13 protein-coding genes are annotated in these 15,096 nt (G+C 43.6%); 8 read left to right on the forward strand and 5 right to left on the reverse strand.

Annotated features, from left to right (window positions below; all coding sequences use genetic code 11):
- Positions 1-301: 301 nt before the first annotated feature.
- From SporoP17a_RS13805 to SporoP17a_RS13830, 5 genes are all read right to left on the reverse strand, one after another.
- A complete protein-coding gene (locus SporoP17a_RS13805; RefSeq protein WP_083035218.1) occupies positions 302-814 on the reverse strand; it encodes a sigma-70 family RNA polymerase sigma factor in 513 nt (170 codons plus the stop codon).
- 1,017 nt (positions 815-1,831) lie between these two features.
- A complete protein-coding gene (locus SporoP17a_RS13815) occupies positions 1,832-3,814 on the reverse strand; it encodes a methyl-accepting chemotaxis protein (RefSeq protein WP_083035220.1) in 1,983 nt (660 codons plus the stop codon).
- A gap of 135 nt (positions 3,815-3,949) precedes the next feature.
- A complete protein-coding gene (locus tag SporoP17a_RS17055; RefSeq protein WP_233190510.1) occupies positions 3,950-4,003 on the reverse strand; it encodes a YjcZ family sporulation protein in 54 nt (17 codons plus the stop codon).
- Between the two features lie 142 nt (positions 4,004-4,145).
- The gene (locus tag SporoP17a_RS13825; protein ID WP_083035222.1) at positions 4,146-4,274 is read right to left on the reverse strand and encodes a YjcZ family sporulation protein; all 129 of its coding nucleotides are present in this window, start codon (positions 4,272-4,274) and stop codon (positions 4,146-4,148) included.
- Between the two features lie 113 nt (positions 4,275-4,387).
- A complete protein-coding gene (locus tag SporoP17a_RS13830) occupies positions 4,388-6,355 on the reverse strand; it encodes a methyl-accepting chemotaxis protein (RefSeq protein ID WP_083035223.1) in 1,968 nt (655 codons plus the stop codon).
- 204 nt (positions 6,356-6,559) lie between these two features.
- Between SporoP17a_RS13830 and flaG the strand changes: the two genes are divergently transcribed.
- From flaG to prfB, 8 genes are all read left to right on the forward strand, one after another.
- Complete coding sequence (gene flaG / locus SporoP17a_RS13835; RefSeq protein WP_083035224.1) at positions 6,560-6,934, forward strand: flagellar protein FlaG; 375 nt, start codon at positions 6,560-6,562, stop codon at positions 6,932-6,934.
- Between the two features lie 20 nt (positions 6,935-6,954).
- Positions 6,955-8,520 carry a flagellar hook-associated protein 2 gene (locus SporoP17a_RS13840; RefSeq protein WP_083035225.1) on the forward strand — a complete coding sequence of 522 codons (1,566 nt, stop codon included), beginning with the start codon at positions 6,955-6,957 and terminating at the stop codon, positions 8,518-8,520.
- 34 nt (positions 8,521-8,554) lie between these two features.
- Positions 8,555-8,956 (forward strand): flagellar export chaperone FliS, encoded by a 402-nt coding sequence (gene fliS / locus SporoP17a_RS13845; protein WP_083035226.1) that lies wholly within the window; start codon positions 8,555-8,557, stop codon positions 8,954-8,956.
- The gene (locus SporoP17a_RS13850; RefSeq protein ID WP_083035227.1) at positions 8,953-9,306 is read left to right on the forward strand and encodes a flagellar protein FliT; all 354 of its coding nucleotides are present in this window, start codon (positions 8,953-8,955) and stop codon (positions 9,304-9,306) included. The genes fliS and SporoP17a_RS13850 overlap by 4 nt, the downstream gene beginning before the upstream one ends.
- Positions 9,307-9,373: 67 nt before the next feature.
- Positions 9,374-9,745: a PilZ domain-containing protein gene (locus SporoP17a_RS13855; protein ID WP_083035228.1), complete on the forward strand. Its 372-nt coding sequence runs from the start codon at positions 9,374-9,376 to the stop codon at positions 9,743-9,745.
- Positions 9,746-9,863: 118 nt separating this feature from the next.
- Positions 9,864-10,418, forward strand: a complete 555-nt coding sequence (gene hpf, locus SporoP17a_RS13860; RefSeq protein WP_083035229.1) for a ribosome hibernation-promoting factor, HPF/YfiA family — start codon at positions 9,864-9,866, stop codon at positions 10,416-10,418.
- A gap of 700 nt (positions 10,419-11,118) precedes the next feature.
- On the forward strand, positions 11,119-13,617 hold the full coding sequence (gene secA, locus SporoP17a_RS13865; protein WP_083035230.1) for a preprotein translocase subunit SecA: 2,499 nt from the start codon (positions 11,119-11,121) through the stop codon (positions 13,615-13,617).
- A 33-nt stretch (positions 13,618-13,650) separates the two neighbouring features.
- A protein-coding gene (gene prfB, locus SporoP17a_RS13870) for a peptide chain release factor 2 (RefSeq protein WP_156890616.1) occupies positions 13,651-14,752 on the forward strand; the annotation gives its coding sequence in 2 pieces (ribosomal slippage) (positions 13,651-13,722 and positions 13,724-14,752; 1,101 coding nt in all).
- Positions 14,753-15,096 lie beyond the last annotated feature (344 nt).

The raw sequence follows: 15,096 nt of genomic DNA on the forward strand, positions 1-15,096 counted from the left end.
TTGTGTTCGTTAGCGGTCAGGAGGGAAGAGTATGTTGTTTGATTTCTTTAAGCCGAAGTGTGAATATTGTAAGAAGCGGACGTCTGTTTATCAAGGATATTATTTGCCGAATGATAAGAAGATTAAAGTGTGTTCGTCTTGTGCGCGTTTTGCGCAGCGTCGTGGGTTTCGGAAGTGGAAGGGCTGACGTTTCACTGAAATCGTTTTCGAGTATAACATGATTGTTCAAAAGCAAAGATCAAGACAAGTTCAATAGAGCAAACAAAAGCAAGAGCTACCCATTCGGGCGGCTCTTGCTTTTTTAGCTTTCTACGTTTCGTTTGGCGGTTAGTTGATCTTTTAATTTCGTCAGTAGTTTTGCTCGACGTTTTTTGATTCCTGAAATGGAGATGCCGAAGTGGGTGGCGCATTCGGCTTGGCTTTTGTTTTCAACGTATAGTTTGACGAGTAGTTCGCGTTCATTTGCTGGGAGTGCGGTGAGGATTTCGTGTAATTCGTTGTTTGGATCTTCGATGAAGTCGTGTTGTGTTAGGTTTTCTAACGTCTCGGTTTCGACGGATGTATTGACTTCGCTAAATCGACTTTCTTTTTTTAAGTCATCAAGCATCGCGCCGTAGATGGAGCGGTAAGCAAAAGGAGTGAAGTTTCCTTTCGTTTCGTCAAATCGCGTCCACGCTTGGTAAAGTGCGAAACGTCCCGTTTGGCGGAAGTTGTCAAAATCACGGTAGATGTGTAATTTTCTCATGACGGCTGAAATCATCGGTTCGTATTGTTCCATTACCTCTTCAAAGTTTTCATTCGTTTTGCTTTCCATAAAAGCGACCTCTTCAGGTCGTGCACGACACTTTGTATTCCCTGGGTATGTATATAATAGAAAGTTTTGAAGGAGATATCGAATCGGTGTGTTGTCGTTTTGCTTGGGGAAAGTGGGTGGTTTTGTTAGGGGAAAGAGTGCGGTTTGATTGGGGGGAGTTTAGGGGGATTTGGTTGTTTTTTTGGGGGATGGGGGAGGGTGGATGGTTTGGTTGATTGAGCGGATGTTGGGTTGGATAGAGCGGTTGTTGGGAGGGATTGAGCGGATACGGTGTCTGAAAGAGCGGTTGTGTGTTGGGATAGAGCGAATATCATGTTTGATAGAGCGCTTGAGCGTTGAGTATGAGCGGATGCGGTGTTGGATAGAGCGTTTGCGCAGTGACAATGAGCGTAACCGGGGTGATATGTGTGATAGAGCGGCTGCGCGAAGGGATTGAGCGGAAACGATGTCTGATAGAGCGGTTGTGTGTTGGGATTGATCGAATATCATGTTTGATAGAGCGTTTACGCGTTGAATATGAGCGGATGCGGTGTTGGATAGAGCGTTTGCGCAGTGACAATGAGCGTAACCGGGGTGATATGTGTGATAGAGGGACTGTGGGGAGGGATTGAGCGGATACGATGTCCGATAGAGCGGTTGTGTGTTGGGATAGAGCGAATATCATGTTTGATAGAGCGCTTGAGCGTTGAGTATGAGCGGATACAGTGTTGGATAGAGCGCTGACGCTGTGACTATGAGCGTAACCGGGGTGATATGTGTGATAGAGCGACTGTGGGGAGGGATTGAGCGGATATGATGTCCGATAGAGCGTTTGCGTGTTGGGATAGAGCGGATATCATGTTTGACAGAGCGCTTACACGTTGAGTATGAGCGGATATCCCATCCAATAGAGCGCTCACCCAACAACAATGAGCAAATCACCCACTCAATAGAGCACACCCACCAAAACAATGAGCCCCCAAACAAAAAAAGAAGACCTCCATCAAAAAACATGACGGAGATCTTCCCTAAAAAACATTACATCTTAAATTGTGCAATGACTTCTGATAGTTTCTCGCTCAGATCCGTCAATGTTTCGGCTGCTTCAGTCACCGATTGGATTGCGCGGAGTTGTTCTTCTGATGATGCGCTCACTTCTTCGCAGGCTGCTGCGGTTTCTTGGGAGGTGGCGGACATCGTTTGAACGGTTAAGGACACGTCGTCTTTATGTGTGACGATAAATTGGATTTCATTGGATACGGTATGGATCGATTCTTGCATGGTGTCCATGAGTGAAGAGAGTTCTTCAAACGTTTTTTCTGTATCACCGACGACTATGCCTTGGTCGCGGAATGTGTGGATCGTTTGCTGCATTTGTTCAGAGACGATGCGTGATTCTTTTTGTAATTCTTCTATCGTGACTTTGACATCGTCTGTCGCGCGGGCGGATTGTTCGGCTAGGGTGCGGACTTCTTCTGCTACGACTGCGAATCCTTTGCCGTGTTCGCCTGCTCTAGCTGCTTCAATGCTTGCATTAAGTGCTAAGAGATTCGTTTGTTTGGAAATGTTCATGATCGTTTCCATGACGCTACCGATCGCTTGTACTCTTGCGCCGAGTGAATCAATGTCGTTGGACATCTCTTCTAGCGTTTTCCCGGTAGTCACAAATGAAGTTTTCAGCGCATGCATCTGTTGCTGACCATTGTCGTTTTGAATACCAGTTTGTTTCGCGATATCCAACATGTTTTCTGCTTTTTCTCGAATTTCATTGATTTCTCGTCCGAGAAGGTCGGTACGTTCTGTAACGGTTTCGGCATCTTCGGCAGATTTTGCGGCACCTTGCGCAATTTCTCCGACAGCCATTGCGACTTCATTGCTTGCGGCACTCGTTTCTTCTGATACGGCACTAAGGCTTTCGGAATTTGATCGGACATGGTCTGCTGATGTATGGACGACTGTAATAATGTCGTTCATATTTTGCACCATATGATTGAAGTCACGACTCAGTTCACCGATTTCGTCTGCACTTTGGTTATCTGAACGTACGGTTAGATCGCCGCCAGACACTTTGGCCATCAAATCTTTGACTGTGTCGAGTGGCTTCAACATACGGCTAATCGTAATAAATAGACCGACGAATGTGAGAACTAATGTAAGGAGCGCAATAAGTAGCATAGAGCTACGTAATGAACTCGCTAACGCACTTAAATGGCGTTCTTCATAAACAGCGCCAACTTTCCAGTTGAAGTCGGGAATCGTCGTATAGATATTGCGCTTGTCGATCCCTTGATCGTCGGTATATTGGATGACACCACTATCCGCCTCATACATTTTTTTGAAATGGGCTTCGTTTGTAACGTCCGTTCCTGTTTTGGAAGGATGTACAATAGCCAATCCTTGTTCATCGAGCAACACTGGATAGCCGTTATATCCGATATCGCGGCTTGCTATTTGGTCTGTTAATGCGTTCAGTTCGATATCGAGTCCAAGAGCACCGACAAACGTACCATCGATCATAATGGCTTTGGAAGCCGTAATAACAAACTGATTGGTTGTATCATCCAAATACGGCTCCGTCCATTGCACGTCGCCTGGTTGTGCTTGCGCTAACTTGTACCAGTTTCTCGTCGTCGGATCATAATCTGTTAAATCCTCATCCGGTTTGATGACAGTATATTTGGATGTCAATGAATAATACACCGCATCTGCGCTTGGATACATAGACAAGAAAGCTTGTAAACGTTCTTCTATTTCTGTCACAGAAACGTCTTTCCCGTTTTCTCCGGTAAATTCAGTGATGGCATCGGTTGTCGCTAGCAATGCCAATCCTACATCATACTTGTCCATAAATTGATACACTCCGAAACTCATTTCATTGATGATGGCATTACTTGAATCAACGGCATTATTCATCGATTGTTTCTTTGCTTGATCATTGGTCATCCAAGTCATGAGTGCAATACCTAGAATGAATAAAATGATAGCAGTAAAGATAATCTTTGTCTTTATTGATCGTAACACGCAGGTTCAACTCCTTCTAAGATGTGTGATGCTATATTGTACCTAACTTGTTATCGGCTAAATTTCCTATAAGTTCATTCTTTTATAAAGAAAGACAAAGAAACCTGTCGATTTGACAGGTTTCTTTGTAAAGTCTTATAGGCAAGCAGCGCCTACAATGATGAGTAAAATAAATAGTACGACAATCAATGCAAATCCGTTTCCATAAGAACCGCAATTGCCGTACGATCCACCAGACTCACAGCCGTGTCCCCCGTGTCCTCCGTGGCCGCCGCCACCGTGTCCATATCCACCGAATCCAAACATGTCTCCACCTCCATTTTTTAAGTAATTAGCAACCGTAACCCATAAATCCTGCACCGACAATGATCAATAAGATAAACAGCACAACGATCATGGAAAAGCCGAAGCCTCCATCATAACCGCCACCGTATCCAGATCCTTTAACTGATTCTCCCATATTGATTTCACCTCCAAATGTGGAACTACCCTTATTCTATGCAGAGATTCTCAGAGTGCCTTGGCTTTTATAAAAAAATCCGCCAAACCTTCAATAAGGTTTGGCGGATCGTGTTAGATTTTGAATCGTTCTACGGCATAACTCAAGTCTTCACTCAACTGCGTCAAGGCTTCAGCCGCTTCGGCAACCGAGCCGATTGCGTGAAGCTGTTCATCAGAAGAAGCATTCACTTCTTCACAAGCCGCTGCCGATGCTTCTGTCGTCGACAATAAAATTTGAATTTGTTCGGATACATCATTTTTATGAGCGTCCATTTCTTGGAGTGCGGTAGTGACTTGATGGATACGGGATTGCATATCGCCAATGAAACTAGAAATACTTTCAAAAATGCCTTCTGTGTCTTGTACGACAGTGCTTTGGCGTTCGAATGTATTACGCGTATTGTCCATTTGCTCGATAACGTGCTGCGTGCCGTTTTGCAGTTCTTGGATCGTTGAGCGTACTTGCTCCGCTGAACTCGCAGACTGCTCCGCTAATTGACGGACTTCATTTGCGACTACTGCGAAGCCTTTGCCGTGTTCACCAGCCCTTGCTGCTTCAATACTGGCGTTTAACGCGAGTAGATTAGTCTGCGAAGAGATCGATGTGATAGCGTCAATGACGGAACTGATCGCTGTGACTTTGTCTTCTAATGATCCGATCATGCCGCCCATTTGTTGCAAGTCTTGATTCCAATTGTTAAATGCAGAGCTTAACACATTCATCTGTGCGCGACCTTCTGCGTTATAGGTTACGGCTTCTGCTGCCAAACTTGCCATTTCACCCGCGGTAACATTGGCTTCTTGGATTTGCTGATTTAATAGCTCCGCACGGGTAGTCACCGTGTCCGCATTTTCCGCAGACTGGACAGCTCCTTTAGTGATTTCTGCCAAAGCACTTGCAATTTCTTCGCTCGTCGCATTCGTTTCTTCGGAGACAGCACTCAAGTTTTGTGAGCTAGCGAGTACATTGGATGCAGAATGTGTCACGGTCGTAATCAAACCGTTCATTTGATTAAGCATCTGATCGAAACCTTTGCCTAGATCTCCAATTTCATCTGTGGAATGAATGTTCGCCCGAACCGTCAAGTCACCGTCTGCTACTTGCTGCACGGTCTCTTGTAAACGGAAAATCGGCTTCAGCATTCGGCTGATAAAGATAGATAGAATGATCGCAAGTAACACCAAAGTCACGACAGCTGCAACGATCATGACGTTGCGTAAACCTGTGGCGAGGGATTGCATATTTTTCTGATCATAGATGACACCCAGTTTCCAGTCGAAATTCGGAATTGTGGTGAACATATCGACCTTTTTAACGCCTTCTTGCTCGAATGTATGGTGACCAGCCGACTCTTTATACATTTTGGCTACATAGTCACGATTCATCGCATTCTCTCCAACAAGCGAAGGGTGAGCGATGGCGGTTCCTTCAGAATCGAGAATGAATGCATAACCGTCATGTGGAATAGCGGTCGTTGAAATATCTTCAGACATCGTCGATAACTGAATATCGATGCCCGCTACACCCACTAGATCGTTGCCGTTCATCACGGCTTTTGAAGCACTAATGACAAAATTACCTGTCGCTTCGTCAATATACGGTTTAGTCCAATGTACTTGTTCCGTTTCTGTCACGGCATTTTGATACCATTCACGTGTAGATGGATCGAAGTCGGTCAAATCCACGTAAGGACGAATCATCGTTTCTTTGGTCGCGAAGCTAAGATATGTACTCGATACGTCAGGATACGTCTCCAATGTGTGGTTAAGTGCCTTCGCAAGTTCTGCTTCGCCTTCTGTGGCAGTCGCATTCGTAAAGTCCGACGAATCAGTCAGCAACTCTAACCCTTTACTGTATTGTTGCAAATCCGCTTCAATGGAAGCACTCATTTCAGTTAGCAGCGTACTACTCGATTGTATGAGGTTTTCCTCTGTTCGTTCCTTGACTAACCAGCTACTAATTCCCGTCATGGTCAGAACGCCACCGGCAACTAGCACGACAACAAGAAGAATTATTTTTGTTTTAATGGAATGAAACATGAATGTATGCTCCTTTATTCTTATAGATTGTTCTAATCATACATTACTTTCGACTGTTATAATAGTCTGAATTTCATAACGTTGAAATAATTTATTCGTGTAAGAAGTAAGCTATAGAAGAAAAACTGCGGCTATACTCAACATCCTATATTTTCATCCGATACTATACATAACGATTGTTCATTGAAGACGGGGGGTACCAGTATGATCAGCCGAACAGGCGATGGCCCCGCAATGCAACCAGTGCAAACAACTTACGAGAGTGGGTCCGTTGAAAACAAAAGAGAAGTTTCAAACAGTCAACCTATTGGTCAGCCAGCTCAACAGTCGACACCGGAGTTACAAGCCGAGTTGTCAAAGAGTGAAACGAAAGAATTAACAGATGGCATGAACAAATTTCTCGAAAGTGCAAATGTCCAGTTGCGCTTTAAATTTCACGAACAGTTAAATGAATATTACGTAACGATTGTAGATCCAGACACAGAAGAAGTAGTTCGTGAAATACCACCAAAAAAATTGCTCGACATACACGCAGCTATGAAAGACTTCATTGGATTACTAATCGATCATAAAATTTAACAATAAAGGTGTGAGGCACGATGAGAATCGGTGGATTAGCATCGGGAATCGATACAGAATCAATTATCAGAGACATGATGAAAGCGCATCGGATTCCTCTTGATAAAATTACACAAAAGAAACAATACACACAGTGGCAACTCGATGACTATCGTTCCACAAACCGCGATTTAAGAAAATCGAGCGACAAGCTATTTGATACCGTCATGAAGCAAAGTACGTATATGAAGAAAAACGTCAGTGTTTCGGATGAGAAGGCTGTTAGTATCACGGCAAAAGCTTCTACTTCTGACTTTTCGGGGACTATTGAAGTAAAACAATTGGCTACGCAAGCTAACCTACAGAGTGGCATTCTTACGGATGGCACAACCACAGATGATAAGAAAAACAAGATTACCGATGAACAATTAAAAACCAAAACACTTGAAGGATTATCTATTTTTGCAAAAGGTGAAATCAAATCGCTTACTATAAAAGCGCCTGGTGGAATAGAGTCAGCTACTATTGAAATTAAAGCTGAAGATACGTTAGACTCTGTATTGAAAAAAATAAATGAAAAAACAGGTGTAACTGCATTTTATGATTCTACATCAGGTAAAATCGCTATGAGTTCTAAGGGTAGTGGAAGTGGTGAAATTGTAGTTTCGGGTAGTGCAGCCGAAAGTTTAAGGTTAAATGCTGAACCAGCACTTGAACCTCCAGCTGTTCCGACTCGTCCAGATGACTACGATGGTCCTGAATCAACAGCTGGTGAAGATGCTAAATTCATATTAAATGGACTCGATACGTCTCGTTCATCTAATACATTTACTATCAATGGATTTGAAGTGTCACTTAAACAAGCTACAACATCGCCAGTTACATTCAGTTCCTCTACAGATACAGAAAAAGTTTTAGATTCCGTCGTAGAATTCGTCAATGATTATAATGAAATGATTGAAAAACTGAACAGTAAGATCAAGGAGAAGCAATTCAAGTCCTTCCATCCACTATCGGCAGAACAAAAAGCTGATATGAAAGAAAAAGAAATTGAACTGTGGGAAGAAAAGGCTATGAGTGGTACGTTAAAAGGTGATCCAGCCCTTTCTTCTATGTTAAATAATTTGCGTTCTATTATGTCTATATCTGTAAACACTACGGATAAAGACGGTAAAAGTTTCGACAAAGATGGAAAACAAATTACAATCAGTCTTAATGATTTAGGGATTGAAACAACAAGTAATTATTTAGATAACGGTAAATTGACGATCAATGAAGATAAATTGCGCGCCAAAATTTCAGAAAACCCCAACGCAGTCTATGATTTAATTGGTGGAAAAGACGAAGGAATTGCACAAAAGTACCGTACAGAACTGCAAGATGCACAGAAAAAAATTACTTTAAAAGCAGGTAGTTCAACAACAGTAAATGATAGTTTTGCAATCGGTCGTTCTATGAAAAGTATGGATCAACAAATTGAACGATTTGAAAGGAAGTTGCAGATGATGGAAGACCGTTACTGGAAGCAGTTTACTGCAATGGAGAAGGCATTCCAACGTGCAAACGACCAATCTACACAGTTGATGAATTCACTTGGCGGCATGTAACGCAACTTAGTGAGAAAAAGGAGAATAACAAAAAATGGCTACTAACAACCCATATGCAGCATATCAAAATAATTCAGTAATTACTTCCACCCCTGGCGAGTTGACGTTAATGCTTTATAACGGATGTCTTAAATTTATTCAGCAAGGCAAGATGGAGCTGGCTAAAGGTAATTTGGAGCAAAAGAATATTGCGATTCAAAAAGCGCAAGCCATCGTGACTGAATTAATGCTGACATTGGATACATCCTATGACGTTTCCAAAAACATGCTGGTGCTATATGAATTCGTAAATAGTCGCTTAATCGAAGGCAATATCCAAAATGATCCCGCGATGTTTGAAGAAGCGGCAGGCATCATTACGGAATTCCGTGATACGTGGAAGCAAGTCATCCAAATTAATCGCTCGAAACAATATTCGAACGTGAGTGAGATATGATTCGACCTGCTATGACGATGTGGCGTGATCGTTCTCTACAATTGATTGCGCTTGTACAGGCAGTGGATGAAGAACAGCGTGACGACGTGATCGAGCAAATCAACAAGATACTGAATGAACGCGATGTGTTGCAGTCACAAATAGTCCAGCCTTTTACTGCGGAAGAAGATGCATTCGGTAAAGAATTGATTCGTTTGGAGAAAGATGTACAGACTAGTCTGGAACGTTTCACCCATACGATACGCGCAAATATTTCACAATCTCAAGCCAAAAAAGAAAATATGAATAGCTATGTAAATCCATACGGTAAGATGTCTCAAGACGGTGCCTATTTCGATTCGAAGCATTGACCACCGGAAGAGAGGAATCTCTTTCGGCTTTTTTACATATAGGTATTCAATAGAGAGGAATCGTCCTATGCGTTATAATCGTCATGATTACTTTCGGTATTCGTTCAATTCATACATACCGGCCACATTCCGTATTCAATTGAAAAATGAAGAGAAAAACTTGTCTAATGAAGGGCGATGTGAAATTTTGGATATTAGCACGGGTGGCGTGAAATTCGTGACGCATCTAGATTTGCCTGTGCGTTCCGAAATGGTAGCTCTACAATTAGAATTTACAATTGTTAAGCATCCCTTTGAAATTTTAGGAAATGTGGCTTGGAAAAAAGAGACCGAATTTGGTTTTGAGTATGGATTTGAGTTTGGAGAAGATCAAAATGTGGATACGCTGATTACGGAAGAATTAAAACATCATGCACGAAAAGTGAAAGAAACAGAGTGAAATCAACAAAAACCAGAAGTTTCTTTACAATTCCACATATTTCTTAAGTTTTGAAAAGGGTTTTACGGGTACTATGAAGAAGTAAGGTAATGAGGGTTTAAATAAAGGAGGAGTTCATATGTTAGACTTCAATATTCGCGGTGAAAACGTCGAGGTAACTCCGGCGATCAGAGAGTACGTTGAAAAGAAAGTTGAGAAACTAGAGCGTTACTTTACTGAAGGGGTAAACGCTACAGCTAATGTGAACTTGAAAGTTTATAGTGATAAACAAACAAAAGTGGAAATTACAATTCCCATGAAGAATTTGACACTTCGCGCAGAGGAGCGTCACAACGATATGTATGCAGCGGTTGACTTAATCGTCGACAAGCTAGAGCGTCAAATTCGTAAATATAAAACACGCGTGAATCGTAAATCACGTGAGCGCGAAGGCGTAGCCGCTTTCTTCCAATCAACTGAAAGCAATAATACGCAAGACCTCGAGGACGACGCGGAGTTCGACGTAGTACGCACAAAGCAGTTCGATTTGAAGCCGATGGACCAAGAAGAAGCAATCCTTCAAATGAACATGCTAGGCCACAGTTTCTTCATCTTCACAGATGCAGATTCCGACGGCACACACATCGTCTACAAGCGTAAAGACGGCAAATACGGCCTCATCGAAACAAACTAATACACAACCCAAACAAGTCCAGCTCAAGCTGGGCTTGTTTTTTCATTCCCCAATAGAAGTGTTACCTTTTAAACACAATCAGTGGGTACAAAGGGATTCCACTCCAGCTAGGGGAAGCTTTCCTGAGCACGTGGCTTGCTCAATAGCAGCCTACAAAAGCGCATACTCCTAACGCTCCGCTAAGGCTTTCGCGGAACCTTCAGGAGTCGCCCCAGCTTCTGTTACAATCCTACGTGTAAGGTGGAAATACATAAGTGATTCACTGTAGTTAGCATACCAATGTTGGCTCCAACATATTTAAATTCAAAGATGAATCAAAAGCGAATACAAACACGATTACAATCCCACATACAATGCACACCAGAAACTGTCACCCACTCAGCTCGTAAGGGATTGGCGCGTAGGAGGGGCGACTCCCGATGGATCAGCCCGATCAGGTGAGACCACTAAAGGAGCACAGCGACTAGGGGGCTCACCGCGGGCCCATGGGAAAGCGTCCCCTCCGAAGCGCCAATCCCCATCCCCAACAGCACCTCCAGCTGAACCCAAGACAAACTTAGGAAAAAAGATACAGCGCCCCATTTGCACCTAGCTTTTTACAATGCTAAAATGGACTGTGACTCAAAAATACCTAGACACCGAACTTACAACTAGCAGGCACGTCCTGCTAATTAAAGAAGCTATGAGGATGTGACAATAAATGCTTGGCGTACTAAATAAAATGTTCGACCCAAACAAACGAGACCTAAAACGACTCGAAAAAATTGCCGATCAAGTAGAACTATTGGCAGACGACATGGAAAAGCTATCCGACGAACAACTAACAGCCAAAACAGCCGAATTCAAAGAACGCTACCAACAAGGCGAAACAATCGATGACCTACAACCTGAAGCGTTTGCTGTCGTGCGTGAGGCCTCACGACGCGTGCTCGGACTCTACCCATTCCGCGTGCAAATCATGGGTGCTGCAGCGCTTAACGAAGGGAATATCGCAGAGATGAAGACCGGTGAGGGGAAGACATTGACTTCTACACTCGCCGTTTATTTAAATGCACTGACTTCCAAAGGCGTCCACGTCGTAACCGTCAACGAATACTTGGCTAGTCGTGACGCGGAAGAAATGGGGCAGTTGTATTCATTCCTCGGCATGAACGTAGGTTTGAATTTGAACAGCCTCAGCAAAGAAGAGAAACGTGAAGCGTACGAAGCAGACGTAACCTACAGCACGAACAACGAACTCGGTTTCGACTATTTGCGTGACAACATGGTGCTATATAATGAACATAAGGTTCAGCGTCCACTTCATTTCGCTGTTATTGACGAAGTCGACTCCATCTTAGTCGATGAAGCACGGACACCGCTCATTATTTCAGGCCAAGCAGCGAAAGCGCAAGAATTATATCGCTTAGCCAATCGCTTTGTGATCACGTTGAAACAAGAAGAAGATTATTCATTCGATGAATCAACGAAAGGTGTTGTGTTGACGGAGCAAGGGATCGAAGCGGCTGAGAAAGCGTTCAGCATCGAAAACTTATTCGATCTGCAACACGTGACACTTAACCACGCAATCAATCAGTCATTGAAAGCGCATGTAAGTATGCATAATGACGTAGACTATGTAGTAGAAGAAGGCGAAGTAGTCATCGTTGACTCCTTCACGGGTCGTTTGATGAAAGGCCGTCGTTATAGTGATGGACTGCACCAAGCGATTGAAGCGAAAGAAGGACTTGAAGTTCAGAACGAGTCGATGACACTTGCGACGATTACGTTCCAGAACTATTTCCGTATGTATGAAAAGCTGTCTGGCATGACGGGTACTGCGAAAACTGAGGAAGAAGAGTTCCGCAATATTTACAATATGAATGTCATTGCGATTCCTACCAATCGACCGATTGCTCGTGATGACCGTCCAGACTTGATCTTTGCATCGATGGATGGAAAGTATAGAGCTGTAGCGGAAGAAATTAAAGATCGCCACGAAAAAGGCCAACCGGTGCTTGTCGGTACGGTTGCGATTGAAACGTCAGAAATTATTTCCGCGTTTCTAAAAAAATACGGCATTCCGCATAATGTCTTGAATGCGAAGAATCACGAGCGAGAAGCCGAAATCATTCAAGACGCGGGTAAAAGAGGTGCCGTAACGATCGCAACCAATATGGCCGGTCGTGGTACGGATATTAAACTAGGTGAACACGTCCAAGATGTTGGCGGTTTAGCGGTCATCGGTACAGAGCGACATGAGTCACGACGTATTGATAATCAGCTCCGTGGACGTTCAGGACGTCAAGGTGACCCAGGGGTTACGCAGTTTTATCTTTCATTGGAAGATGAATTAATGCGACGTTTCGGTTCGGAGCAAATGAAATCGATGATGACTAAACTCGGCATGGACGATGAAACGCCGATCCAATCGAAAATGGTGTCACGTTCAGTGGAGTCTGCTCAGAAACGAGTAGAGGGGAATAACTTTGATTCACGGAAACGTTTATTGCAATATGATGATGTACTACGTCAACAACGTGAAGTCATTTACAAAGAGCGTAATGAAGTACTGGGTTCAGAAAATATTCGCCCCGTTCTTGAAAATATGTTGAATTCCGTAATTGAACGCGTAGTGGCGACACACACTGCAGACAATACGGTGTATTCAAAAGGCTTAAAAGACTATCTGGAAGCAAACTTACTAGCTGAAGATACGGTGACGATCGAAGACTTAGAAAGTAAAACACCAGAAGAGTTGCAAACATTTATTCACGAATTGGTCATTGCGCGCTATAATGAGAAAGAGCAAGAAATGTCCGAAGAGCGTATGCGTGAATTTGAGAAGGTCGTCTTGTTGCGTGCGATTGATACCAAGTGGATGGATCATATCGATGCGATGGATCAGCTCCGTAACGGAATTCATTTACGTGCTTACGGACAGAATGACCCGCTTCGTGAATACCAAGCAGAAGGATTTATAATGTTTGAAGATATGCTGATGGCCATCGAAAACGATGCGACGAAGTATGTCATGAAGGCAGAAATCCGCAATAACTTAGAGCGCGAAGAAGTAGCAAAAGGTCAAGCGAACAACCCGAAAGAAGACGGCGCGCCGGTTGCTAAAAAGCCGATTCGACGTACGGTCAATATCGGACGTAACGAACCTTGTCCGTGTGGTAGCGGCAAGAAGTACAAAAACTGCCACGGCAAATCATAAAAAGAAACAACCACTCAGGAGGAAACAATTATGATGGAATTATCCGATGTGCGCAACGATCTCGACAAAACAGCTAAGAAATTAGCGGACTTTAGGGGGTCTCTTTGACTTAGAAAACAAAGAGGCTAGCATGCAGGAATTAGAAGAAATGATGATGGAGCCAGGATTCTGGGATGACCAGGATGCGGCGCAGAAAGTTATTTCACAATCGAATGCATTGAAAGACATTGTCGGCGAATATAACGAATTGAACGAAATACAAGAAAACTTGGAAATGACCTTGGAACTTCTGCGAGAAGAAGCAGATGCAGAGTTACAAGAGGAACTTATTTCCGAATTAAAAGAGTTCAAAAATAAGATGGAGCAATTCGATCTTCAAATGTTATTGAGCGACGAATTTGATAAAAATAATGCAGTAGTTGAAATACACTCAGGCGCAGGCGGTACCGAGTCTCAGGACTGGGCATCGATGTTGCTTCGTATGTACACTCGCTGGGCTGAACACCACGGCTTTAAAGTCGAAACTCTCGATTACCAAGCAGGTGACGAGGCGGGCGTGAAGTCTGTCACGCTTGGCATCAAAGGACATAATGCATATGGTTACTTGAAAGCAGAGAAAGGTGTGCACCGACTCGTTCGGATTTCACCATTTGACTCTTCAGGTAGACGCCATACTTCATTTTCTTCTATTGAGGTCATGCCCGAATTTGATGGCGACATCGAATTGGATCTGAAAACGGAAGATATCAAGATCGATACGTACCGTTCGAGTGGTGCTGGTGGACAGCACGTTAACACGACGGACTCTGCTGTACGTATGACGCACATTCCAACGGGCGCGATTGTTACGTGTCAGACGGAACGTTCACAGATCAAAAACCGTGAGCGTGCGATGAATCTGTTGAAGGCGAAGATTTACCAGATTCGCGTAGAGGAAGAGGAAGCGCGTTTGGCGGATATTCGTGGCGAGCAGAAAGAGATTGGTTGGGGCAGTCAGATTCGTTCCTATGTGTTCCATCCGTATTCGATGGTCAAAGATCACCGTACGAACGAGGAAACGGGTAACGTTAGTTCTGTGATGGACGGCGAGATCGATCAGTTCATCAATGCGTATTTGCGTTCTAGAATTTCTTAAGTATACTTAGGCAGCTGGGCAGGTCATTTTTTAATGACTTGTTGCGGCTGTTTTTTAATTAAAATGGGTATGTTTATTGTGGGTTTTAAGGTAGAGAGGCTGGAGTGGCTGTTGGGATGGGGATTGGCGCTTCGGAGGGGACGCTTTCCCATGGGCCCGCGGTGAGCCAACCAGGTCGCAGGCTTCCTTTTGGTTGTCTCACCTGATCGGGCTGATCCATCGGGAGTCGCCCCTCCTACGCACCAATCCCTATAATTTGAGTGGGTGACACTCAGTGCGGTTCACTTTAAGTTGGCTGAGCTGTTAATTTTCACAGAGTAGCTCACATGTAAAAAAGTACATGG

It is taken from the genome of Sporosarcina ureae (assembly GCF_002082015.1).
Taxonomy (GTDB): domain Bacteria; phylum Bacillota; class Bacilli; order Bacillales_A; family Planococcaceae; genus Sporosarcina; species Sporosarcina ureae_A.

What these genes read in the sequence shown, in the direction of transcription:
- SporoP17a_RS13855 (WP_083035228.1), top strand. Translation starts at nt 9,374, where the DNA reads ATGCGTTATAATCGTCATGATTACTTTCGGTATTCGTTCAATTCATAC.
- SporoP17a_RS13840 (WP_083035225.1), top strand. Translation starts at nt 6,955, where the DNA reads ATGAGAATCGGTGGATTAGCATCGGGAATCGATACAGAATCAATTATC.
- SporoP17a_RS13825 (WP_083035222.1), bottom strand. Translation starts at nt 4,274, where the DNA reads ATGGGAGAATCAGTTAAAGGATCTGGATACGGTGGCGGTTATGATGGA.
- secA (WP_083035230.1), top strand. Translation starts at nt 11,119, where the DNA reads ATGCTTGGCGTACTAAATAAAATGTTCGACCCAAACAAACGAGACCTA.
- fliS (WP_083035226.1), top strand. Translation starts at nt 8,555, where the DNA reads ATGGCTACTAACAACCCATATGCAGCATATCAAAATAATTCAGTAATT.
- SporoP17a_RS13850 (WP_083035227.1), top strand. Translation starts at nt 8,953, where the DNA reads ATGATTCGACCTGCTATGACGATGTGGCGTGATCGTTCTCTACAATTG.
- SporoP17a_RS13830 (WP_083035223.1), bottom strand. Translation starts at nt 6,355, where the DNA reads ATGTTTCATTCCATTAAAACAAAAATAATTCTTCTTGTTGTCGTGCTA.
- SporoP17a_RS13805 (WP_083035218.1), bottom strand. Translation starts at nt 814, where the DNA reads ATGGAAAGCAAAACGAATGAAAACTTTGAAGAGGTAATGGAACAATAC.
- flaG (WP_083035224.1), top strand. Translation starts at nt 6,560, where the DNA reads ATGATCAGCCGAACAGGCGATGGCCCCGCAATGCAACCAGTGCAAACA.
- hpf (WP_083035229.1), top strand. Translation starts at nt 9,864, where the DNA reads ATGTTAGACTTCAATATTCGCGGTGAAAACGTCGAGGTAACTCCGGCG.